Raw genomic sequence first — 21,814 nt, forward strand, 5'->3', positions numbered from 1 at the left:
CGATCCATGGCACGGCTTAGCTTCCTGGGCGCGGCCAAGACCGTAACCGGGTCGCAGTACCTCCTGGAGACGGGGACCGCCCGCGTCATGATCGACTGCGGGATGTTCCAGGGCGACAAGGCCCTGCGCGAGCGGAACTGGGCCGAGCCCAGCTACGCACCCGCCTCCGTGCCCCACCTCGTCCTCACCCACACCCACATGGACCACATCGGCCGCGTTCCGCGCCTGGTGAAGCAGGGCTTCCGGGGGACCATCCACTGCACGCCCCCCACCCGGGAGCTCGCGGAGATACTTCTCCTGGACGCGGCGCGCCTGCAGCAAGAGGACGCGGAGTATCTCAATCGCAAGGGGCTGACCAAGCACCAGCCTGCCCTGCCCCTCTTCACGGAGGCGGACGTCGCGGAGAGCTTGAAGCTCTTTAGCACCCTCCCTCTGGGCCAGCGGCGCGAGCTCACGCCCGCCTTCGCTTTCTCCTACCGCGAGGCCGGCCACCTCCTGGGCGCGGCCTCCGTGGAGCTCGTCGTCCGCGGCGAGGGGGGGGAGACCAAGGTTCTCTTCAGCGGGGACGTGGGCCGCTTCGACGCCGTCATGACCCGGGACCCCGCGCTCTGCCCGGAGGCCGACTACATCGTGGTGGAGAGCACCTACGGGAACCGGACCCACGCCGCAGTGCCCATCCTGGACCAGCTGGAGGGGGTGCTGCAGCGGACGTTCGCGCGCGGGGGCGTGCTGCTCGTCCCCGCCTTCGCGGTTGGGCGGGCCCAGCAGATGATCTTCCTCATGGACGAGCTGGTGACCCAGGGACGGCTGCCACCCTTCCCTATCCACCTCGACAGCCCCATGGCCGTGGATGCGACCCGGATCTACAGCGAGTTTCCCGACGCCCAGCGGGTGAGCCTGAACGACATCGGGGGCCGGAGCCTGCTCTACGGGAAGTGGGTGCACCTGCACCGCACGCAGGCGGAGTCGGAGGCCCTGAACACCCTCCGGGGCCCGGCCGTGATCATCTCCTCGAGCGGGATGCTCTCGGGGGGCCGCATCCTGCACCACTGCCGGGTGCGCCTGCCCCGGGCCGAGAACACTCTTCTCATCACCGGCTACCAGGCCGAGGGCACCCTGGGGCGCGCCCTCTTGGACGGGGCGCGGGTCGTGCACATCCACAAGGACGAGGTGCGGGTGCTGGCGGAGGTGACGAGCCTGAAGGGGATGTCCGGCCACGCCGACGGCGGGGAGTTGTTGCGCTGGCTGTCCGCGGTCTCCCGCCCGCCCAAGTGCGTCTACGTGACCCACGGCGAGGCGGACGCGGCGGAGGCCCTGGCGGCGAAGATCGTCAAGGAGCGCGGCTTCCCCGCCCACGTGCCCGACTTGAACGAGACCGTCGAGCTCGCCCCCGGAGGGGGGAGCGGCGCTTGAAGGCGCTCATCCTCGACATCGACGGAGTGATGCTGCGAGACGATCGGGCGCTGCCGGGGGCCCCCGAGCTCGTGGACTGGCTCCTCCGGTCCTCCCACCCCTTCCTGTTCCTGACCAACTACTCCTCTCAGACCCCGGCTGACCTCGCTAACCGGATGCAGGCCGCCGGCCTCAAGATCCCCCTCGAGCACTTCTACACCTCAGCCATGGCCACCGCGGAGTTCCTCGACCATCAGGCGGGGGACCGGCGCCGGGCCTACGTGGTGGGAGAGGGCGCCCTCGTCCACGCCCTCTATCAGGCCGGCTTCACCCTCACCGAGACCGACGCCGACTTCGTGGTCCTGGGGGAGACCCGGGCCTACAACTTCGACATGATCCAGCGTGCGGCCCAGCTCGTGCTCCAGGGCGCCCGCTTCGTGGCCACCAACCCCGACGTAGCGGGTCCCGGGGGGCGGCCCAGCTGCGGGGCCTTCGCGGCCCCCATCGAGCGCATCACGGGCAAGCGCCCCTTCTACGTGGGCAAGCCCAGCGCTTTCATGATGCGGGCCGCCCTGCGCCACCTGCAGGCCCACTCCGAGGAAGCCTGGATGGTGGGCGACAACATGGAGACCGACATCATCGCCGGCCTCCAGACCGGGCTGGTGACGGTGCTCGTGCTCTCCGGGGTCTCCCGAAGGGAAGACCTGACCCGCTACGCCTACCGCCCGGACCACATCGTGCCGGACGCCTTCGCCCTCACCGCCCTCCTGGAGAGCCAGGGGACCTGAGCCGCCGGGCCGGGCGGCCCCCCCCGACTATCGGCCGTCCACCCTCGGGAAGAACGCGCGGAGCTCGTCGTAGGCCTCCCGCGTGAACTCGAAGGGCGACCCCGCCGCGGGCGCGCCTCTCCCGAAGCTCGTGGCGGCCAGGCGACGCCCCGACCGGAAGGCGAAGGGGCCGAGGTCGAGAGGGGGCAGGCTCCCGCCGTTGGCGTTGATGACGCGGATCCACTCGTTGGTCAGGAGGGCGTAGCCCATCTCGGTGGGATGGACCCCGTCGTAGCTGAAGATCCCGCCGGTCAGGAAGGCGCTGCTGTAGGTGATGCCGCCCACGTCCCGGCCCGTGGTCGCGAATTCCCGGAGCAGGCTGTTGACGTCCAGGACGGGGATGTTGGCCAGACCGCAGATGTCGGCGATGGCCTGGTTGTCCGCGGTCACGTGGTCGCGGATGATGGCCAGCTTGTTGGGATCGAGGATGACCTCGTCGGGAAGCGGGGCGCCCGTCCCGCCCAGGCCGGTGGGTATCCCGATTCCTTGGGCCAAAAACTGGGTGGCGTTCAGGGTCACGAAGGAGCCGCTGCTGAGCGGCCCGCTCGGCCCGATGAGGGGCACCGGCTGACCGTTGACGAGCACGGGCTGGCGGGTGGTCGGGTTCACCACCACGGGGGGAACGGTGGTGACGAAGGGAATCGTGGTCACGTCGGGCAGGTTGGCGGCCACGATGGGAGCGCCCGCGGTCTTGAGGGCGGTCACGATCTGGCCGTAGACGGCCCGGAAGGTGGCGGTGGGGGTCAAGGTCACGCCATCGACGGCCTCGCCGGCGATGGCCGCCCCCAGCACGTCGTTGCCACCGATCCAGAGGGTGATGAACGTGGGCTTCAAGGCCAGCGCCTGCTGGACGGCAGTGCCCAGGCCCCGCAGCACGAGGTCGTGGGCGCCCCCGCTCGTGGTCGAGAGGCAGTCCACGGAGGTGGCCCCGGGCACCCCCAGGTTGTTGTAGGGGCGGGGCAGGGTCAGGTTCGCGGGCGTGCCGGGGGTCGAGGCCTTGGGGCCGATCACGGTCGCGGGGAGCAGGCTGAACAGGGTGAGCTCCGGGGGGAGGCCGGGCTCGGAAACGAGCGGCTCCTGGAAGTCCGAGACGCCCGCCTGGCCCGCGATGAGGGCGGGGAAGGACTTCACCTGGTGGGTCTTCACGAGGCTCGCAGAGACGACGCCGGCGGTGAGGCTGTCGCCCAGGGCCACGTAGCTGAGGAAGCTCGGAGGGGTGGTGACGGTGCCCGTCTGAGCGTGGCTAAAGACGGCGGCGAGGGCGAGGCCCCCGAGGGCGGCGAGGGTGAGGCGGCCGTGGTTCTTCATCGTGATTCCCCTTGCTAGAAGCGATAGCCCAGCGACAGGCCGCCGTTGATGGCCGAGCTGTGGTAGGTCCCGTTGTAGCCGTCCCGGTCGAGCCCCTGGGTCGACCGGTCCTGGAAGCGAACGTACCAGCCCCCGGCGTCGAGCCGGAGCCGGCCCGACGTCCAGGAAACGCCGAGGGCGAAGATGTCGCGGGTGGAATCGGGGAGGAGAGGGGTGACGGAGCTCGCGGGCACGGGGGTGTTGTCGCGCGCGTAGCCCGCGCGCACGGCCCAGCTGTCGTTTAGGCGACGCTCCAGCCCGAAGCGGAACTGCCAGGAGTCCGCGTAGTTCTCGGGGAGGGATTGGCTGAGGTTGGGCTGGTCGGCGAAGACGAAGGTGAGACGGCTGAAGGTGGACCACTGGTACCAGTCCGCGTCCACGGCGAAGGTCCAATCCTTCCAGGTGTAGGCCGCGCCGGTGGTGACGATGGACGGGAACTCGATGGAACTCGTGAGGGCGGGGGGTGTCGCGGGGAGGCTGGGCGTGACCAGGGTGTCGAACTGGGTGTTGCCGGTGGGGATCTGCTTGAAGGTGGCGGCGCCGTCGTAATCGATCTTGACCCGGTGGCGGTAGCCCACGCCGAGGGCGAGGTTCTCGCTGGGCTTGGCGAGCAGGCCCAGGTTGAAGCCGAACCCGGTGTTGGTGTTGCTCTGCAGCGTGACCTCCGCGATGTCGACCACCTTTTGGGTGAAGGGGCTCACGCTGGGAACGCGGCGCCTCAGGCTCACGCTCGAGAAGCGCACGTCGAGGCCGGCCCCGATGGAGAGGCGGTCGGCCAGCTTGTAGGCCAGGGTGGGGTTCAAGGAGATCGACTTCACCTCCGCTTCGAGCGAGATGTAGCGCCCGCTGTAGGTGTCGGGGTTGGCCCACTGGGTCCGGAGCCCGAACGGCGAGTCTATCCCGACCCCCAGGACCAGGCCCGGCGAGAGGTGCTGGGTGTAATAGACGGCGGGGACGGGGATCACCCCTACCGCCCCCGTCTCCGTCACCGCCGGCCCCGGGAAGGGGGCGTCGCCCGTGAAGTCGGAGCTGGGATGGATCAGGGTTCCCCCGATGTAGATCTGCGTCCCCTTGAGGAAGGCGATGCCGGCCGCGTTGTAGAAGATGGCGGACCCGTCCTGGGTCTGGGCGGTGTAGGCCCCCGCGAAGCCCATCCCCCGGGCCCCCTCCTCGAAGATGGCAAAGCCGGCGGCGGAGGCGGAGACGGGAACGAGGCCGAGGGCCGCGGTCGCGAGGACGGCACCCCGGAGGAGCAAACGGATCAAGCGCATGGAACCTCCTGATCGGCGGGAAAGGAGAGGGCGAACCGAGCCCCCCTCTCACCGCTTCGTGGTGTCCGGCTGGGGGCGACTTTGGAACAGCGGCACGAGACGAGAGGGGTCATGCCGCGGGCAGGAAGACGCGGGTCTCGAGAGATCCCCCGGGCAGGGGCGCGAAGCGGAGGAAGCCCCCCAATTCCCGGACCAGGCGGTAGGCCTCACCCAGGGGACCGGGATCCGTCCCTTGAAGCAGCCGCTGCTGGTCTTCGGGGGAAAGGATCCCCCCGTGGCCGAGGGCGACCATGAGGAAGTCCCGCTTGACGTCCCCCTCCTTGCTGCGCAGGAGAACGGGTTTTCGTTCGCTACGCACGTGGATCGAGGCCCCCGGCGGAGAGACGGCGGCGATCCCGTGGAGGAGAGAGGTAGCCATGCGGCGCAGGCTGGGCGGCGGGCAGCGGGGCAAGGCGGTGCCGGGGGCGACGCGAAGGTCGACGGTGACGCCCCGAGCCCCCAGGATGGCCCGGGCCGCGTCCATCGACTCCCGCAACAGTCCTTCCAGGCCGGACGCGGGCGGAGACTCCCGCGACACCGCGACCAGGCCGACCGGAGTCTCCCGCGACGACGCCGCCACCGGGGAGGGCCGAGCGGGGGGGGTAGGAGTGGGGGTCGGGGCGGGGGCGGGGGCCGCCTCCGGGCGCGCCCGAGCCGAGGATGCCAGCCCCCTCATGATCTGGCGCAGGCGCGAGGCCTCCTTCTGGATGGTGCCGATGCCCGCCGCGCGCTTGCCCTCGTCCCGGTAGGAAAGCGCCAGGTCGGCGTGGGACAGGATCGTGGCCAGGCCGAGGTTCATCTCCTCCACGAACCCGGACAGGGCCTCCGCCAGCTCCACGTTCGAGCGGATGGCCCGGTGGAGCAGCTCTTCCGAGACCAGCCCTCCGTCGGGCGTGGCTTGGACGGGGTAGGCGCGCTCGGAGTCTGCTCCCTGGGTCACGATCACGCGGGGGGGAGCGGCCACCGTCTCCCCCGGAGAGGGGGGCGGGACCTTCTTCAGCAGGGCGGAGAAGGCCTGCTCCACCACCTCCGGCACGCTGGCAGGATCGAGACCCTTCTCCTTCAAGTTGTACTTCACGGCGATAGCGGCCAGCATCTCCTGGACCACGGCCACGAAGGTCTCGAGGACGCCCTCCCCCCGCGCCGCCACCGCCGGGAAGGCCTTGCGGCCCCAGAAGTTCAAGGCCCGATCCATCTCCGGGCGGGGCTGCAGATCGGACAGGTCCTGCTTGTTGTACTGGAGGACCAGGGGCACCTTCTCCGGGACCAGGCGGTTGGCCAGCAGGTTGACCTTCATGTTCTCGAAGGCGGACACGTTCTCCTTGTGCAGCGCCTTCTGGCTGTCCGCCACGAACACCACCGCGTCCGCCCCCGCCAGCACCACCCGCCGGGTGGCGTTGTACTGCACCTGGCCGGGCACGGTGTAGAGCTGGATCTTGAAGTCGTAGCCGGACACCGCCCCCAGGCTGAAGGGGAGGAGGTCGAAGAAGAGGGTCCGGTCCTGGGCGGTGTTGAGCGAGATCAGACGGTTGGCGCTCTCGGGGTCCGTCAGGCGGTGGATCTGCTCGAGGTTGGTGGTCTTCCCCGACTGGGCAGGGCCGTAGTAGACCACTTTGGCCTTGATGGTCCGTTCGCTGAAGTTGAACTGGACCATATCGTGGGCAGAAGACCCGCTAGAGACTCCTAGGGATGCGCACGGATGACGGCCTGTGACTATAGCATGGGGCCCAGGGGCCCACAATTCACGGGCCGACCCCGGGCGCCGCGCTTTGCACCCGGCGGCATCCTGGCTATAATCGCAGTTTACCGTCCGGGCCGAAAGGGGCCCCCAAGGAGGACGTGATGGCCCAGCGATGCGACATCTGCGGCAAGGGACCCCAGTTCGGGAACCGGATCAGCCACGCCCACAACGTCACCCACCGCCGCTTCAACCCGAACCTCCAGCGGGTGCGGGCGGTCCTGAAGGGCGTGCACCACAAGCTCAGGGTCTGCACGCGCTGCCTCCGCTCCGGGCTCATCACCAAGCCCACCCGCCAGCCCAAGCCCTCCGCGGCCTGAACCGAAGCTCCCCCCCTACGCCGCCTTCCAAAGATGGCGTGGCCCTGCGCCCGCCCGCGCGCACCTCACCCTAGTAGCTAGTAGGACGCGACCAAGTCGATCTCTATCCGGGCCCCCCGGGGGAGGGCCGCGACCTGTACCGTGGAGCGGGCGGGCGGCAGCTTGCCGAAGTAGCGCCCGTAGACCTCGTTCATGCGCGGGAAGTCGGCCAGGTCGAGCAGAAAGACGGTGGTCTTGACCACGTTCTGGGGCCCCATCTTGGCCTCCTTGAGGACGGCCAGGAGGTTCTTCATCACCTGGTCGGTCTGGGACTCGATGTCTCCGGCGACGGGCTCGCTCGTCTTGGGATCGAGGGGGATCTGTCCGGAGGCGAAGAGCAGCCCCCCGGAGATGACACCCTGGGAGTAGGGCCCGATCGGCTTCGGAGCGTGGCTGGTCGTGACTTGTTTTCTGGGCAGTGGGTCCTCCTGCGGGGCGCCCAAGCCTATCGGCAAGTAGCACCGGATAGCAAGGGGGAGGGTGGCCTTCAGCGGGGAACGGCCTGCCGCTCCACGTCGATCACCCCCGCCACCCCCCGCACCGATTTCACGACCTTGTCCAGGTGCTTCAAGTCGTTGATGCGAAGGGTGAGCTCGATGGAGGCGGTGCGATCGTCGAACGTGCGCACCTGCGCGTCGCGGATGTCCGTGCTCATGCCCGCGAGCACGGCGGTGATGGCGGCCAGGAGGCCGGGCCGGTCCTCCACGTCCACCGCGATGCGGACATCGTAGGCCCCTTCGCTGCCGTGCTCCCACTCCACCGCCATCCGGCGCTCGGGGTCGTAGAGCAGGTTCACCACGTTGGGGCAGCTCTGGCTGTGCACGGAAACCCCCTTGCCCCGCGTGATGTAGCCCACGATGGGCTCGCCCATGATGGGGTTGCAGCACTTGGCCCGGTAGACGAGGAGATCGTCGGTCCCCCGGACCTTGATCCGCTCCTCCCCCACCCGGAGCAGGCGCTTCACCGCCTCCGCGAGCGGGCGCGGCTTGTCGGGGGCGGGCGGAGCCTCCAGCTTTTCCGCGGGAACCAGCCGGGCAAGGACCTGGCGCATGGAGAGCTTGCCGTAGCCGACGGCGGCGAAGAGGTCGTCGAGCTTGGTCCCCACCCCGAGGTCCTGGGCTAGGGCCTCGACCTTGGCGGGATCGGCCAGGAGCTTCTTGAGAGTGATGTCGTAGCGCTTCAGCTCCCGCTCGCAGTGCTTCTTGCCGATGTCCACGGCCTGCTGCTTCTCCGCCACGTTGAGGTAGTGACGGATCTTGGCCCGCGCCTTGTTGGTCACGGTCAGGGCCAGCCAGTCGCGGCTGGGATGGTGGCCGCTCCCGGTCAGGATCTCGACGATGTCTCCGTTCTTGAGCTTGTAGCGGAGGGGGACCATCTTGCCGCTGACCCGCGCCCCCACGCACTGGTTGCCGACCTCGGTGTGGATGGCGTAGGCGAAGTCCACGGGGGAGGCGCCGCGGGGCAGGGTCTTCACCTCTCCCTTGGGGGTGAAGCAGTACACCTCCTCCGGATACAGATCCAGCTTCAACGAGTTCAGAAACTCGTGGGGGTCCTTGACCTCCTGCTGCCACTCCAGGAGCTGGCGCAGCCAGGAGAAGGCGTGGTCCTCCTTGTCGAAGCCGGTGCGGCCTTCTTTGTACTTCCAGTGGGCGGCGATCCCTTCCTCCGCCACCCCGTGCATCTCCTGGGTCCGGATCTGGATCTCGAAGGGGTGGCCCTCCTCCCCGATCACGGAAGTGTGCAGGGACTGGTAGCCGTTCGGGCGCGGCATGGCGATGAAGTCCTTGATCCGGCCGGGCACCGGCCGCCACATGTTGTGGAGCACCCCCAGGGCGGCGTAGCAATCCGGGATGGAGCGAACCAGGATGCGCAGGGCCACGAAGTCGTAGACCTGGTCGAGGTCGATCCGCTGCCGGCGCAGCTTGTGGTGGATGGAGTAAAGGCGCTTGATGCGCCCCTCCAAGCTGGCCTCGATGGCGGCCACCTTCAGCTTCTCCGCCACTGTGGCCTTCACCTTCTCGATGAACGCGGTAGCCTGCTTGCGGCGCTCCTCCACCCGGACCGAGAGGTCCTTGTAGGCCTCGGGTTCCAGGTACTGGAAAGAGAGATCCTCCAGCTCGTTCTTGATCTTGCTCATCCCCAGGCGTCCGGCCAGGGGAGCGTAGATGTCCATGGTCTCGCGCGCGATGCGAACCCGGCGGTCCTCTGGCAGGTACTGGAGGGTCCGCATGTTGTGGAGGCGGTCGGCGAGCTTGACCAAGATGACGCGAATGTCGTCCACCATGGCCAGGAGCATCTTGCGGTAGTTCTCGGCTTGGCGCTCCTCGGAGGTAGAAAGGGGGATCTTGCCGATCTTGGTGACCCCCTCCACGATGTGGAGGACGTCGGCCCCAAAGTACTCCTTGATCCGCTCGGGGTCGGTCAGGGTGTCTTCGAGCACGTCGTGGAGCAGGCCCACCGCCACGCAGGCGGGGTCCATGCGCAGCTCGGCCAGAATGGCGGCCACTTCCAGGGGGTGCACAAGGTAGGGTTCGCCCGAGGCGCGGGTCTGTCCCTTGTGCTCGACCGCGGAGAAAACGTAGGCCTTGCGCAAAATCTCCAGGTCGGCGCCCGGGTGATGGCGCTTGACGGTCTCGTAGATGTCCTCGAACCTGATCATGAGGGACGGGGCGTTTCTGCCGCTCCCTCTTCAGTTTAGGGGCCGCTCGCAGGTCGGTCAACCGAGCGTTGACACCGCGTCCGATTCCTTGACTTGCTTCTCCCAGTGAGTCTATAATCCGCGCCTTCGAACGGATGTCCGAGTTTCTTTACTCTCAATCCTTTCCGGGGAGCCGGCTGATGAGAACCCGCTATCAGGCCTTGGCGATCGTCGCGCTCGTGCCCCTCCTGGCGGGCGTGGGTTGCAGTCGGGTCAAGGCCAAGGCCGCGTTCAAGGACGGCAACCGGCTCTACAAGGAAGAGAACTTCCGGAAGGCGATGGAGGTCTACGAGCGGGCGGTGACCCAGGATCCCAGCATGGCCGAGGCCCACTTCTACTTGGCCAGCTCGGCGCAGGCCCTCTACCGCCCCGGCAAGGAGGGGGCCGAGAACAAGGAGCTCTTGGACAAGTCGATCGAGCACTACAAGCTGGCCCTGGACGGGAACAAGGCCGACAGCGTGAACCTGAAGAGGCTGCGCCTCAACACTCTAGGCGCCCTCACCGGCATCTACTCGGAGCCGCCCTACCAGGACTTCGAGAAGGCCTTGAGCTACGCCCAGCAGCTCCTCAAGGACAACCCCAACGACACCCGGAACCTCTACGCCATCGCCAACCTCTACGAGAAGTTCGGCAAGATCCAGGAGGCGGAGGAGACCTACAACAAGGTCGTGGAGCTGAACCCCAAGGACGTCAAGGCCTGCGGAGCCCTGGCCGCCTTCTACAACAAGCCCCTCTGGGACGGAAAGTCGAAGTTCGACCAGGCCATTCAAGTGCTCGAGCGCTGCGCGAGCCTAGATCCCAACGATGCCTCCGGCTATTACAAGGTGGCGACCTTCTACTGGGACAAGGCCTACCGGGATCCTCTCCTGACCGACGCCCAGAAGGACACCTACTCGGACAAGGGGCTGGAGGAGATCGAGAAGGCCCTGAAGATCCGGCCCGAGTACTGGGAGGCCATCATCTCGAAGGGCCTCCTCTACCGGGTGAAAGCCCAGGTGGCCAAGAACCCCAAGCAGCGGCAGCAGTTCCTGGAGCAGGCCCAGACGCTCCAGAAGCAGGCGATGGAGATGCGCAAGGAGCAGCAGGCGCAGGGTGGACCGGGAGCGGTGACCCCGACCCCCGGGTCTCCCGAGGCGCCGGCCCCCCACTAGTCGGGCGGTCCCTCGCCCCCACAAACAAGAAGGGCCTCGGCTCGCCGAGGCCCCTGGCCGGGAACGGCGGCTCCGCGCTGCGCTCTAGGGCGCTCCGCCCGGCACCACGCCCCCCGCCTCCTCGATCATCTTCTCCGAGATGATCCCGATCCGCTCCACCCCCGCCCCCCGCGCGATGTCCATGGCCTGGACGACCTTGCCGTAGGGGACTTTGCCGGAGGCGCGGACGAAGATTGTCTTGTCCGACCGGGTCTGGAAGATGTCTTTGAGGCGCGCCTCCAGCTCCTCGAGGGCCACCGGGTTCTTGTTCACGGTGATGGCCCCCTCCTCGATGCCCAGGACCACCGGGTTCTGCTTCTGCGGCTGCTCCGGCTGGTTCGGCGGGGGCGGCTGGGGGAGGGCAATGTCCAGCCCCCTCTGGGCGAGCGGCGTCACCACCATAAAGATGATGAGCAGCACCAGCATGACGTCGATCAAGGGGGTGATGTTGATATCGGACTTGGAGCCGACGGACTCGGGTTGGGTGGCCTCGTGGGAGTGGACGATCCACCTTCGCTTTCGGCCATGCTTCGCGTTGGCCATGGTCACCCCTGGACCGCCCTCTCCGCGATGAGGGCCACTTCCTCCACCCCCGCCTCGCGACAGAGGTCCATAACCTTCATGACCTCGGAGTAGGGGAGGCCCTCGTCCGCCTTCAGGAACACCATGCGCTGCCCCTCGGGCAAGTCCTGCAGGCGTTCCTTGATCTGGGGCACGAGGTCGGCCTGGCTGGCGAGCTTGATGCCGCTCAGGTAGGTCGTGGTGTCCTTCCGCACCGCCACCATGATGGTCTTGGGCTCGTCCTTCCGGTCCTTCGTGTTCCCGGCCACCGGGAGCTTCACGTCGATTCCCTTCTGGAGCATGGGCGTGATGACCATGAAGATGATGAGAAGGACGATCATGATGTCAGCCATGGGGGTGACGTTGATGTCCGCCATCGCCGCCCCCTTCTTGCCGACCGCCATTGACATGTGGACTTCTCCCGCTAACGGCGGGGGCTTCTCGCCCCCGCCCGGTTAGGCGCCCTTCTTGATGAAGTAGTCGAGGAGCTCGGAGCTGCTGTTGTCCATCTCCACGTTGAACCCCTCGACCTTGCCCCCGAAGTAGTTGTAGGCCCAGACCGCGGGCACGGCCACGAAGAGCCCGAAGGCGGTGGTGATGAGGGCCTCCGCGATCCCCGCCGAGATCGCGGCGATGCCGCCGGAGCCGGTCAGGGCCATGCCCGAGAAGGCGTTGATGATCCCGAAGGTGGTCCCGAAGAGACCCACGAAGGGGGCCGTGGACCCGATGGTGGCCAGGCCGGAGAGACCGCGCTTGAGGTCGGCCAGGTTGACCGCGGTGGCGCGCTGGATGGCGCGTTTGGCCGCGTCCACCGCCGCTTCCTTGTCCCTCTCCGCCTCCCCCATCTCCTGCTGGTACTGCCACTCCTGCAGGCCCACCACCAGAACCTTGGCCAGATGGGAGTACTTCACCCCCACGCCATGGGACGCGTCGATGGCCTCCTTGATCTTCCCCTGCTTCAGGAAGCGGGCCACCTCGGGGGCGTACTGGCGCGATTGCTTGGTGGCCTGGGAGTAGGTCCAGTACCGCTCGATCATCACCGCGATTGAGTACATGGACATGATCAAGAGCACGATGACGACGCCCCACGCAACGCCTCCCATGTGCTCGAACATGGTCCTAATATCGAACTGCATTTTGCGTCCTCCTGGACTCTGGTTTTTTCTTGAGTTCGACGGGCCCTTAATTAAGCTTGAAGTTGACAGTGACGGTCATGATCACGGGGACGGGGACGCCGTTGAGCAGGGTCGGGGTGTAGACCCACTGCTTCACGGCCTCGACGGCGGAGGCGTCCAGCAGCGGAAGTCCCCGCAGCACTTTCACGTCCGTGACCCTGCCCTGGGGGCTGATCGTGCACTCGAGGATGACCATGCCCTGAACCCGGGCCTGTTTCGCGATGTCGGGGTAGACGGGGTTGACGTGCTTGAGCTTCTTGGGCTCCTTGATCTGCCCCCCCACGCGCACGGCCTGCACGGGAGCGGGGGCATCCGGGAGTCCGCCCACGACTCCGCCCACCACCCCGCCAGGGACGCCGCCCTCAACCCCGCCCGCCACGCCGCCCTCCACGCCCAGGTCGAGGCCCTCCTCGGGCTTGATCTGCTCGGGAACGTCCACCGGAGCCTGGAACTTGGGGGTGGTATCGATCTCCGGCTTGGGCGGGGTCTTGACTATCGTCGCCTTGGGGGCGGGCGGAGGTGGGGGGGGCGGAGGCGCCGGAGCCGAGACCGGATCCACGAAGAAGGCCTTCACCGCCGCCGCCGGCTCGGGCAGCTCGGCCGGGCTCAGGATCGGCACCACGATGATGACGAGAAGAAGGATGGCATGAAGGGTGAGGGAGACAGGGATCGTCTTCGATTGCGAGGTTTTGTGCGCCACCACGTCCGACTCGATAAGGTCTTCGAAGAGCCTGCGTTCCATCGACGCCTCGCTTTCCCGCTCCCGAGCCTTCTTGGAAAGAGACCGGATTCTAATCCCGGGTTTTGGGGGGTGTCAAGGTCGAAGCCGGCCACCGCCCGCGCGCCCCACAAAAGGGGCTCCTCTGTTTTGACACCGGAAGGGATGGTTGGGTTCCACCCGCGGGGGTGTCCCCCTCCGGCCGAGGCGGCTCTAGAAGATGCGGAAAACGACGGGGGCGTTGGCGATGATCATCACCGGCCGGCCGTGCTTCAGGGCGGGGGCGAAGACCCATTTCTTGACCGCATTGATGGCGGCAGCGTCCAGCAGGGGAATGGATTGGATGACCCGCTCCCGCACCACGTACCCGTTGGCGTCGATGACAATCTCCAGGACGACGGTGCCCTCTATCTTCTTTACGAAGGCCTCCTGCGGGTATATCGGCTTGGCGCCCAAGATGAGCCGCGGGGGCTGGTCGTAGTCCAGGACGGGTCCCGTCCCGGTGCCGCCGATCACGCCCCCCAGCTGTCCGCCGAGCACGCCCCCCACCTGCCCGCCGTCGACGCCGCCCTCCTGCCCCTCGTTGAGGCCCATCTCGCTGCCCGTCTCGCTCCCCGTCTGCTCGGACTCGGGAGCCTTGTCCTCGGGGGTGAGCTTCTCCTCTTTCTTGGGGGTCTCGATCTGGACCGAGAACTTGGGGTCCTCCGGCTTGGTATCCGGCGTCACCGGCTTGGCGCGCTCGATCTTCTTGACGAGGGAGCTGCCCTTGGGCAAGGGGGGCGGGGGCGGCGGGGGCGGATCGTAGAGCAGGGCGCGAATGTAGTCCGGCTGCTCGGGGGAGGAGCCGGGCCAGAGCAGAGGAACCAGGATGAGCAGGGCCACCGCGGTCACGTGGAAGACCATGGAGACCTCGACCGCCCGCCAGGGCCGGCGCGGGGGGGGCCCCGAGACGACGAGCTCCGAGAAGAGCCTGTCTTCACGGGGCCACTGGGGCGGCGGGGGCTCGAGGGGTGCCGGATGGTGCGCCGCACCGCTCATAGCAGACATTTTATCACCCCGCTGCCCTCTGGATGGGACGCCGGATGTCCGCGGGAAGTTCCGCTTTCCCGGGGTCGACACCCCCCCGCCCGTTCCCTAGCAAGAGACGGGCCAGCCTCTACAGCGCGGCCTTGATGGCCGGCGGCCGCCGCCTCTGGGAGATGACGTTCCACCAGAGCACGAGGGGGGTGGCGATAAAGATCGTGGAGTAGGTCCCCACCAGGACACCCACCACCATGGCGAAGCCGAAGGCGCGCAGCACCTCGCCCCCGAAGAGGTAGAGGCCGAGCACGGCCAGGAAGGTGACTCCGTTCCCGATCATGGTGCGCGACAAGGTCTGGTTGATGGAGTCGTTCAGGACCTTGGCCAGGGGTTCCTTACGCCGCTGGCGCAGGTTTTCGCGCACGCGGTCGAAGATCACGATGGTGTCGTTCACGCTGTAGCCCACCAGGGTGAGGAGGGCGGCGATGACGTTCAAGGTGATCTCGTAGTTGAAGAAGGCCAGGAAGCCCACGCAGATGAGGACGTCGTGGAGGGCGGCCAGGGAAGCCGCGGTTCCCCAGATGAAGCCCTTGAAACGGAACCAGATGTACAGGAGCTGGAAGAGGAGGCCCCAGGCGGTGAGCTGGATGGCCTTCTGCCTGAGCTCCTGGCCCACGATGGGGCCCACGATCTCCGAGGAGGACTCGATCACCTTGTTCTCGGAGTAGTTCTTGTCCAGGGACTCGAGCACGCGCCGGGCGTGGGTGTCCAGCTCCGCCTCGTTGATGCCCGCGATGCGGATGAGGACCTGGTTCTTGGCCGCCTCGCCATAGGTCTGGATGACGGCCCCGGGGGCCTCTTTGTCTGCCGCCCCCCGCACCCTGTCGGTCTGGGGCGGGGCGCTGAACCTGACGATGAGAGAGGTCCCCCCCGAGAACTCGACCCCGTAGTGGATTCCCCGTGTCTTGATGGTCAAGAGGCCGGAGGCGATGAAGAGGATGCTCAGGGTCACGAAGAACTTCGTCTTGCCCAGGAAGTCGTAGTGGGGGTTCTTGAGGATCTCCATGGCCGGGCCTTAGATGCTGAGGGTGGCGACCTGGCGCTTGCCCAGGACCCACTCGAAGAGGAACTTGCTCATGAAAAAGGATGCGACCACGTTGGCCAGGAGGCCGATGACGAGGGTGACGGCAAAGCCCTTGATGGGGCCGGTGCCGAACTGGAAGAGGAAGGCGGCGGCGATGAGCGCGGTGGCATGGGTGTCGATGATCGTGATCAGCACGCGGTCGAAGCCGTTCTGGATCGCCACCCGCACCGTCTTGCCGTTGCGCAGCTCCTCGCGGATGCGCTCGAAGACGAGCACGTTGGTGTCCACCCCCACGCCAATGGTGAGGATGACGCCCGCGATGCCGGGCAGGGTGAGGGTGGCCCCCAGGTAGGCCATGGCCCCGAGCAGCATGAGGAGGTTGGCGGTCAGGGCCACCACCGCGTTCAGGCCCGAGAGCCGGTAGTAGACGAGCATGAACACGGTGATGAAGGCCATGCCGAAGACGGAAGCGACCACCCCGGAGCGGATGGAGTCGCGGCCCAGGGAGGCCCCCACCGTCAATTGCTGCAGGTACTTGAGGGTGGCGGGCAGGGCCCCCGCCCGCAGCACCTTGGCCAGCTCGTCCGCCTGCTCCAGGCTGTAGCGGCCGGTGATGCGGCCCGAATCCGAGATCTGGCCCTGGATCACCGGGGCCGACTCGACGCGGCCGTCGAGGATGATGGCCAGGTGGCGGCCGATGTTGGCGCCGGTGGCGCGCTTGAACTTCTCCGCCCCCTGGGGGTTCAGCCCGAACGCCACCTCGCGCCCGTTGGTCTGGGGATCGACGGCGGAGCGGGCGGTCTTCAGGTCGCGCCCGGTGATCACGGCCTCGCGACGCACGAGGTAGAAGGCCGGCTGGCCGGGGGTCTCGCCCTGGCCCTGGACCACCTCCATGTTGTCGGGGAGCTTGCCCTGGAAATTCTGCAGCAGGGCCTCGCGGCTGGGGGCCTGGTCCTCCACGAGCTTAAGCGAGAGCTGGGCCGTGCGCTTGATCACGGACTTGGCCTGCTCCACGTCGGTCACGCCCGGGAGCTGCACCAGGATCTGGTCACCGTTCTTGCCCTGGGCCGCGATCACCGGCTCCGCCACCCCCAGCTCGTTGACGCGGCGTTCCAGCGTCCTTATCGCCTCCTTCACCGTTCGGTCCTTGATGTTGCGTTGCTGCAGCTCCGTCATCTGGACCTGGAAGCTCCCCTCCGCGGGCTCCCGGATATCCCAGCCGTCGCGGAAGAAATCCTTCAGGATGTCGCGGGCATCCTTGACCCGCGCCGGCTCCACCCCATCGAGCGAGAAGGCGGTGCTGCTCACGCGCTGGGCGGAACCGAAGACGATGCCCTTGCGGGTGCACTGGTCGCGGGTAGTCTGCACGGCGTCGTCGATGGTGGCGTTGTAGGCGTCGTCCACCACCACCTGGAGCACGAGGTGCATCCCCCCGCGCAGGTCCAGGCCGAGCTTGATCTTTCCGGGCCGGCCATCCCGGTCGAAGGGGGGCCAGACCAGGACCAGGCAGCCGGTGAGGAGGGCGCCGTATGCGGTGGCCCGAACGTGAAGTTCCTTGCGCAGGAAGGCGTAGGCCAGGCCGCCCAGGGCGGCCGAGACCACGAACCACAGCACGAGGGGGTTCTCGAGCGCGGGGGGCATCTACTTCTTCTCCGTTTCCGTAGGCTGGCCCTGGAGCCCGGACACCGCGCTTTTCAGGACCTTGATCCGGGTCTTCTCGTCGATGCGCACCTGGAAGGCGTCGTCTTCCACCCCCACGATGGTCCCGAAGATGCCCGGGTTCAGGATGACCTTGTCCCCGGCTTTCAGGGCCTTCACCAGCTCTTCCAGCTTCTTCTGCTTGTTCCGCATGGGCATGATGAGAATGAAGTAGAAGATGGCGAAGATGAGCCCCATGAGGATGAGGCTCCCGAAGGGGTTGCTCTCGCCGCCTTGGGGCGAGCCGGCCAGGGCCAGGAGCATCCGTGGATCCATAGCTTCTCTAAGATCTGGGGGGCGCGGCCGGGATCAACTCCGCCGGGCTATGCGGGATCGTCCCCCTCGCTGGAGAGGGCGCGCAGGGTGTCGGACCGGAACTCTTCGAATCGACACAAACGGATACTCTGCCTCATCCCCCGGAGGGTGTCAAGGTAGAAGAAAAGGTTGTGGATCGTGATGAGGGTGGCGGCCGTGATCTCCCCCGCGAGGTGGAGGTGGCGCAGGTAGGCGCGGGAGGCGGTCCGGCAGGTGGGGCAGGGGCAGTCCGGATCGGGGGGCCGGGGGTCGCCGCGGAAGCGGGCGTTGCGGATGGAGAGGCGGCCTTTCCGGGTGAAGAGCTGCCCATTGCGCGCGTTCCGCGTGGGCAGCACGCAGTCGAAAAGGTCGACCCCCCGGGCCACCGCCTCCAGAATATCTCCGGGGGTGCCCACGCCCATCAGGTAACGCGGCTTCTCATGGGGCAGGGTGCGGTCCATGAGCTCCAGCACCGGGGCCCGCGAGTCGCTCGGCTCTCCCACCGAGACCCCCCCGATGCCGTGGCCGGGAAAATCGAGGGCCACGATCTCGCCCGCGCTCCGCTCGCGGAGGTCGAGGTGGGTCCCCCCTTGGACGATCCCGAACAGCCACTGGTCGCGGCGGGCGTGGGCTTCCCGGCTGCGCCGCGCCCAGCGAGTGGTGCGGGCCACCGCCTCCTCCACCACCGCGCGCTCGGCATGTCCGGGGGGGCACTCGTCGAAGGCCATGATGATGTCCGCCCCCAACCGCTCCTGGATCTCCACCGACCGCTCGGGAGTGAGGAGGTGCGCGGACCCGTCCAGATGGCTCTTGAAAGTCACGCCCTCCTCGGTCAGCCGCCGGAGATTGGCCAGGCTGAAGACCTGGTAGCCCCCGCTGTCGGTGAGGAAGGGGCCGGTCCAGCCGGTGAAGCCATGCAGACCGCCCAGCTCCGCCACTTGGGCGTCGCCGGGCCGGAGCATGAGATGGTAGGTGTTGGCGAGGAGGATCTGGGCGCCCACCTCCCGGAGGTCCCGCCCCGTCACCGCTTTCACCGCCCCCGCCGTCCCCACCGGCATGAAGGCCGGCGTCTCCACCGTCCCGTGCGGGGTCTCGAGCTTCCCCGCCCGGGCCCGACCGTCCGTGGCCTCGAGGGCGAAGGAGAACGTGGTCATGGAGGCGGAGTATAGCTGGCCCCGTGTCCGCCCCTCGCGTAGACTGACCGAGGCCATGCGCCTGAAGATCGCGCTCCTCTTCGGCGGCCGCTCCGGTGAGCACGAGGTGAGCGTGCGCTCCGCGGCCTCCGTAGCCGCCGCCCTCGCCGATCGCTACGACGTGCTGCCCGTCTACATTGACCACTCCGGCCGCTGGTTCCTGCGAGGGGGCCTGGACGCGGGAGACGGCACCCCCGTCTTCCTAGCCCCGGAGCCGGCGGAGGGTGGCCGGCTGCGCCGGCGGCAAGACGCGGTGGAGGTGGCCCGGCCCGACGTCTACTTCCCGGTGCTGCACGGGACCTACGGTGAAGACGGCACCGTGCAGGGACTGCTGGAGCTGGCCGCCGTGCCCTACGTGGGGGCGGGGGTGGCGGCCTCGGCCGCGGCCATGGACAAAGAGCTGGCCAAGGCGCTCTTCGCGCACGCGGGCGTCCCCCAGGGCCCCTACCGGGTCCTCCGCCGGCGCGACCCGGGGCAGGAGGCGCGCCTCCTCGCCGAGCTGGGCCTGCCCCTCTTCGTCAAGCCCGCCAACCTGGGGTCCAGCGTGGGCGTGACCAAGGTCAAGGAGGCTGCGGGCCTCGGCCCCGCCCTCGAGGCCGCTCTCGCCTATGACCTCAAGGCGGTGATCGAGGCCTCAATCGACGCGCGGGAGATCGAGGTCTCCGTCCTCGGCAACGACGATCCCGAGGCCTCCCTCCCGGGCGAGATCCTGCCCGACCGCGAGTTCTACGACTACGACTCAAAGTACTCGGCCCAGAGTCGCACCGAGCTCAAGATCCCCGCCCCTCTTGCCCCCGGAGCGGTGGCGGAGGCCCAGCGTCTGGCCAAGGCCGCCTTCCGGGCCGTGGATGCCTGCGGCTACGCCCGGGTGGACCTGTTCCTGGAGAGGGAGAGCGGCCGGCTCCTCGTGAACGAGATCAACACTATCCCCGGCTTTACCTCCATCAGCATGTTCCCCAAGCTTTGGGAGGCGAGCGGGCTCCCCTACCCCGATCTCCTGGGCCGTCTCGTGGATCTCGCCCGCGAGCGCTACGCCCGACGCGCCGGGCTGCGCACCGACTATCGGCCCCCGGGGAGGGACCCGGCCCCTGCATGATCGGCCTCTTCCTGGCCGCGGGCCTCAGCGTGGCCGCGCCCGGGGACGAGGCCTATCGCGCGGCCTTGGCGCTCGTCTACAACGGGGCCTTCGATGCCGCGCGAGAGCGGCTCTCCGCCCTCTCCGCCTCCGCGCCCGCAGACCCCGTCGGCCCCTACCTCCAGGCCTTGGCCCTCTGCTGGAAGCTGGAGCAGCGACCGGAAAGCACGGCCCTCGACGACGCCTTCCTCCAGAAGACGGACCAGGCTCTCGCCCTCGCGGAGGCGCGTTTGAAGAGAGACAAAGACGACGCCCGCGCGCGGCTGGCGCGCGGCGCCGCCTACGGGGTGCGGAGCCGCTACCACATCTTCCGCCAGCACCGGAGCGACGCCGCCAAGGACGCGGTCCGGATGCGGGAGGACCTGCTCAAGGCGCGCGCGCAGGGAGTCACGGACGGCGACGTTCGCTTCGGCCTGGGCCTTTACGACTACTACACGGACGTGCTGCCCAAGGTCGTGAAGCTGCTGCGCTTCTTCTCGGGGATGCCGGGGGGCGACCGCGAACGGGGGCTGGCCCTCTTGGAGGAAGCCCAGGCGGGGACGCTCTTTCACGACACCGAGGCCCGGGTGCAGCTCTACGGGATCTACGCCTTCTACGAGGACAAGCCCGACCGGGCGCTCGTGGAGATCCGGGCCCTCTGGGCCCGCTATCCGGGTTGGCCGCGCTGGGGCTTGAGCCTGGCCGAGCACCTGCGCGACCGGCTCGGCCTCTACGAGGAAAGCGCGGCGGTGGCGCGCACGGTCCTGGAGATCGCGGAGGAAGGGAAGCACTCCAACTACCAAGCCGTTGTGGCGGCCATGGCCCGCGTCTCTCTGGCCGAGTCGCTGCTCCTCGACGGGCGCTTCGCGAAGGCGCGGGCCTCCCTCCTGCCCGCGCAGGAGGGCTCTCCCGAGGCCCCCTGGATCGCGCCCCGCGTCCACTTTCTCCTGGGCCGGAGCCTGGAGCGGGAAGGGGACCGCGACGCCGCCCTCTCGCACTACCGCGCGGCCGCGCAAGGGCCGGATCGCGAGCTCCGCCGCCGCGCCCAGGCCGCGCTCGCCTCTCCCCTCCCCGCCGGGGAGCTAAGCGCCGACCAAGCCCTGGCCGCCGCGCGCCGGGAGCGCGAGGCCGGGCACGAGGAAGAGGCGGTGGCCTCCTGCCGACGCGCGCAGGCGGCCTGGCCGCGCAGCACGGAAGCCGCTCTCTGCGTGGCGGAGTCCGATCTCAAACGCGGCCGTCGGGACGAGGCGCGCGAGATCCTCGAAGGCCTGGGCGAGGACAAGGGAGTCCGCCCTCCCTGGGCCCGGCCCTGGGCCGCGCTCCTCTACGGCCAGCTCCGGGATCTGGAGGGCCGCCGGGAGGAAGCCGTTCAAGAATACAAAAAGGTATTGCAGGAACCATACGGGCGCGAGGCCTTGCGCGCGCGGGCCGCGGAGGGGCTGCGGCGTCGCTTCACGCCGGAGAGCGGTCCCTCTCCCGTCCCGAGCGCGTCCGGCGATTTGTTTGCTATCCAAAGTAGTATATAAGGACGAACATTTCCGCTTTGGGAAGCTCTCAAGGCGCGTCCTCGCGGAAGGCCCTGCGGGACAGCCATTTCCCCGCATGGAATCGCTGAAACGCCCATCTGGCGCGGGTTTCAGCGATTCTGACATTTCCTTCCACAGGCTAAGCCCCTTCAGTTGTGGAGCATGGGACGGGCCGCCCACTCAAAAAAAGCTTGACAAGGTATGGCTTGATCCCTACGCTACCCCTAGTATGTCAAGCCCCTTAGTACGCGAGATGTTGAAGAGGGGTGCGCTCAGCGTCCAGTCCTGGACCGAAAGGGGGGATCTCAGGAATGCCGGCGAAGAAGAAGGCGTCTAAGAAGGCGACGAAGAAGAAGAAGTAGGCGCCCAGGGAAGAGGGGGGGTGAAGTCACCCTCCCCGTCTCTTTCGTGAGCTGACGGCGCCCATCGCCGGCAGATCACTCCGTACGGTTTGAGAGGGGGGATGAAGGCGATGAAGAAGAAGAAGAAGGCAGCTCCAAAGAAGAAGAGGTAAGGCCGCCGTCGGCCACGATTGGGGGGTGAGCAATCACCCCCTTTTGTTTTTTGCGG

Annotated in this window: 20 protein-coding genes; 6 read left to right on the top strand and 14 right to left on the bottom strand. The window is 68.0% G+C overall.

Features of this window, described 5'->3' with window-relative positions; translation table 11 throughout:
• Positions 1–6: 6 nt before the first annotated feature.
• Together VN461_19060 and VN461_19065 are read left to right on the top strand one after the other, a co-directional pair.
• A complete protein-coding gene (locus tag VN461_19060; GenBank protein HXB56870.1) occupies positions 7–1,413 on the top strand; it encodes an MBL fold metallo-hydrolase in 1,407 nt (468 codons plus the stop codon).
• Entirely contained in the window at positions 1,410–2,180 is a 771-nt protein-coding gene (locus VN461_19065) for an HAD-IIA family hydrolase (protein HXB56871.1), read from the top strand. Before VN461_19060 ends, VN461_19065 begins: the two co-directional genes overlap by 4 nt.
• Before the next feature lie 27 nt (positions 2,181–2,207).
• On the opposite strand, the gene VN461_19070 is transcribed toward VN461_19065, so the two are convergent.
• The 3 genes from VN461_19070 to VN461_19080 form a co-directional block, all read right to left on the bottom strand.
• Entirely contained in the window at positions 2,208–3,527 is a 1,320-nt protein-coding gene (locus tag VN461_19070; GenBank protein HXB56872.1) for a GDSL-type esterase/lipase family protein, read from the bottom strand.
• 14 nt (positions 3,528–3,541) lie between these two features.
• The gene (locus VN461_19075; protein ID HXB56873.1) at positions 3,542–4,837 is read right to left on the bottom strand and encodes an outer membrane protein transport protein; all 1,296 of its coding nucleotides are present in this window, start codon (positions 4,835–4,837) and stop codon (positions 3,542–3,544) included.
• Between the two features lie 109 nt (positions 4,838–4,946).
• Positions 4,947–6,530 carry a GTPase domain-containing protein gene (locus VN461_19080; GenBank protein HXB56874.1) on the bottom strand — a complete coding sequence of 528 codons (1,584 nt, stop codon included), beginning with the start codon at positions 6,528–6,530 and terminating at the stop codon, positions 4,947–4,949.
• Positions 6,531–6,718: 188 nt separating this feature from the next.
• Here VN461_19080 and rpmB point away from each other — a divergent pair, with 188 nt between their 5' ends.
• The gene (rpmB, locus tag VN461_19085; protein ID HXB56875.1) at positions 6,719–6,934 is read left to right on the top strand and encodes a 50S ribosomal protein L28; all 216 of its coding nucleotides are present in this window, start codon (positions 6,719–6,721) and stop codon (positions 6,932–6,934) included.
• Positions 6,935–7,011: 77 nt separating this feature from the next.
• Here rpmB and VN461_19090 read toward each other — a convergent pair whose 3' ends face one another.
• A complete protein-coding gene (locus VN461_19090; protein HXB56876.1) occupies positions 7,012–7,416 on the bottom strand; it encodes a RidA family protein in 405 nt (134 codons plus the stop codon).
• A 44-nt stretch (positions 7,417–7,460) separates the two neighbouring features.
• On the bottom strand, positions 7,461–9,632 hold the full coding sequence (locus tag VN461_19095) for a bifunctional (p)ppGpp synthetase/guanosine-3',5'-bis(diphosphate) 3'-pyrophosphohydrolase (GenBank protein ID HXB56877.1): 2,172 nt from the start codon (positions 9,630–9,632) through the stop codon (positions 7,461–7,463).
• 179 nt (positions 9,633–9,811) lie between these two features.
• Here VN461_19095 and VN461_19100 point away from each other — a divergent pair, with 179 nt between their 5' ends.
• The gene (locus VN461_19100; protein ID HXB56878.1) at positions 9,812–10,822 is read left to right on the top strand and encodes a tetratricopeptide repeat protein; all 1,011 of its coding nucleotides are present in this window, start codon (positions 9,812–9,814) and stop codon (positions 10,820–10,822) included.
• Positions 10,823–10,906: 84 nt separating this feature from the next.
• On the opposite strand, the gene VN461_19105 is transcribed toward VN461_19100, so the two are convergent.
• The 9 genes from VN461_19105 to tgt all read right to left on the bottom strand — a co-directional run bounded on the left by VN461_19105 (position 10,907) and on the right by tgt (position 18,565).
• Positions 10,907–11,404, bottom strand: coding sequence for a biopolymer transporter ExbD (locus tag VN461_19105; protein HXB56879.1), 498 nt, complete (start codon positions 11,402–11,404; stop codon positions 10,907–10,909).
• Between the two features lie 2 nt (positions 11,405–11,406).
• Complete coding sequence (locus tag VN461_19110; protein ID HXB56880.1) at positions 11,407–11,832, bottom strand: biopolymer transporter ExbD; 426 nt, start codon at positions 11,830–11,832, stop codon at positions 11,407–11,409.
• A 45-nt stretch (positions 11,833–11,877) separates the two neighbouring features.
• Entirely contained in the window at positions 11,878–12,558 is a 681-nt protein-coding gene (locus VN461_19115; GenBank protein HXB56881.1) for a MotA/TolQ/ExbB proton channel family protein, read from the bottom strand.
• Between the two features lie 46 nt (positions 12,559–12,604).
• Positions 12,605–13,339: a TonB family protein gene (locus VN461_19120; protein ID HXB56882.1), complete on the bottom strand. Its 735-nt coding sequence runs from the start codon at positions 13,337–13,339 to the stop codon at positions 12,605–12,607.
• 189 nt (positions 13,340–13,528) lie between these two features.
• The gene (locus tag VN461_19125; protein HXB56883.1) at positions 13,529–14,353 is read right to left on the bottom strand and encodes a TonB family protein; all 825 of its coding nucleotides are present in this window, start codon (positions 14,351–14,353) and stop codon (positions 13,529–13,531) included.
• 118 nt (positions 14,354–14,471) lie between these two features.
• Entirely contained in the window at positions 14,472–15,401 is a 930-nt protein-coding gene (gene secF, locus VN461_19130; GenBank protein ID HXB56884.1) for a protein translocase subunit SecF, read from the bottom strand.
• A 9-nt stretch (positions 15,402–15,410) separates the two neighbouring features.
• Positions 15,411–17,060 (bottom strand): protein translocase subunit SecD, encoded by a 1,650-nt coding sequence (gene secD / locus VN461_19135; protein HXB56885.1) that lies wholly within the window; start codon positions 17,058–17,060, stop codon positions 15,411–15,413.
• Positions 17,061–17,393 (bottom strand): preprotein translocase subunit YajC, encoded by a 333-nt coding sequence (yajC, locus tag VN461_19140; protein HXB56886.1) that lies wholly within the window; start codon positions 17,391–17,393, stop codon positions 17,061–17,063.
• A 47-nt stretch (positions 17,394–17,440) separates the two neighbouring features.
• The gene (gene tgt / locus VN461_19145) at positions 17,441–18,565 is read right to left on the bottom strand and encodes a tRNA guanosine(34) transglycosylase Tgt (protein ID HXB56887.1); all 1,125 of its coding nucleotides are present in this window, start codon (positions 18,563–18,565) and stop codon (positions 17,441–17,443) included.
• Here tgt and VN461_19150 point away from each other — a divergent pair.
• Together VN461_19150 and VN461_19155 are read left to right on the top strand one after the other, a co-directional pair.
• Positions 18,564–19,700, top strand: a complete 1,137-nt coding sequence (locus VN461_19150) for a D-alanine--D-alanine ligase family protein (protein HXB56888.1) — start codon at positions 18,564–18,566, stop codon at positions 19,698–19,700. The genes tgt and VN461_19150 overlap by 2 nt on opposite strands.
• Positions 19,697–21,244 carry a hypothetical protein gene (locus VN461_19155; protein HXB56889.1) on the top strand — a complete coding sequence of 516 codons (1,548 nt, stop codon included), beginning with the start codon at positions 19,697–19,699 and terminating at the stop codon, positions 21,242–21,244. Before VN461_19150 ends, VN461_19155 begins: the two co-directional genes overlap by 4 nt.
• Positions 21,245–21,814: the final 570 nt, after the last annotated feature.

Source organism: Vicinamibacteria bacterium (genome assembly GCA_035570235.1).
In the GTDB taxonomy this organism is placed as follows: domain Bacteria; phylum Acidobacteriota; class Vicinamibacteria; order Fen-336; family Fen-336; genus DATMML01.

Coding starts and splice junctions, on each gene's coding strand:
- secF (HXB56884.1), bottom strand. CDS start 15,401: ATGGAGATCCTCAAGAACCCCCACTACGACTTCCTGGGCAAGACGAAG.
- VN461_19110 (HXB56880.1), bottom strand. CDS start 11,832: ATGTCAATGGCGGTCGGCAAGAAGGGGGCGGCGATGGCGGACATCAAC.
- VN461_19070 (HXB56872.1), bottom strand. CDS start 3,527: ATGAAGAACCACGGCCGCCTCACCCTCGCCGCCCTCGGGGGCCTCGCC.
- VN461_19115 (HXB56881.1), bottom strand. CDS start 12,558: ATGCAGTTCGATATTAGGACCATGTTCGAGCACATGGGAGGCGTTGCG.
- VN461_19075 (HXB56873.1), bottom strand. CDS start 4,837: ATGCGCTTGATCCGTTTGCTCCTCCGGGGTGCCGTCCTCGCGACCGCG.
- tgt (HXB56887.1), bottom strand. CDS start 18,565: ATGACCACGTTCTCCTTCGCCCTCGAGGCCACGGACGGTCGGGCCCGG.
- VN461_19095 (HXB56877.1), bottom strand. CDS start 9,632: ATGATCAGGTTCGAGGACATCTACGAGACCGTCAAGCGCCATCACCCG.
- VN461_19100 (HXB56878.1), top strand. CDS start 9,812: ATGAGAACCCGCTATCAGGCCTTGGCGATCGTCGCGCTCGTGCCCCTC.
- VN461_19155 (HXB56889.1), top strand. CDS start 19,697: ATGATCGGCCTCTTCCTGGCCGCGGGCCTCAGCGTGGCCGCGCCCGGG.
- secD (HXB56885.1), bottom strand. CDS start 17,060: ATGCCCCCCGCGCTCGAGAACCCCCTCGTGCTGTGGTTCGTGGTCTCG.
- rpmB (HXB56875.1), top strand. CDS start 6,719: ATGGCCCAGCGATGCGACATCTGCGGCAAGGGACCCCAGTTCGGGAAC.
- VN461_19060 (HXB56870.1), top strand. CDS start 7: ATGGCACGGCTTAGCTTCCTGGGCGCGGCCAAGACCGTAACCGGGTCG.
- VN461_19125 (HXB56883.1), bottom strand. CDS start 14,353: ATGAGCGGTGCGGCGCACCATCCGGCACCCCTCGAGCCCCCGCCGCCC.
- VN461_19105 (HXB56879.1), bottom strand. CDS start 11,404: ATGGCCAACGCGAAGCATGGCCGAAAGCGAAGGTGGATCGTCCACTCC.
- VN461_19150 (HXB56888.1), top strand. CDS start 18,564: ATGGAGGCGGAGTATAGCTGGCCCCGTGTCCGCCCCTCGCGTAGACTG.
- VN461_19080 (HXB56874.1), bottom strand. CDS start 6,530: ATGGTCCAGTTCAACTTCAGCGAACGGACCATCAAGGCCAAAGTGGTC.
- yajC (HXB56886.1), bottom strand. CDS start 17,393: ATGGATCCACGGATGCTCCTGGCCCTGGCCGGCTCGCCCCAAGGCGGC.
- VN461_19120 (HXB56882.1), bottom strand. CDS start 13,339: ATGGAACGCAGGCTCTTCGAAGACCTTATCGAGTCGGACGTGGTGGCG.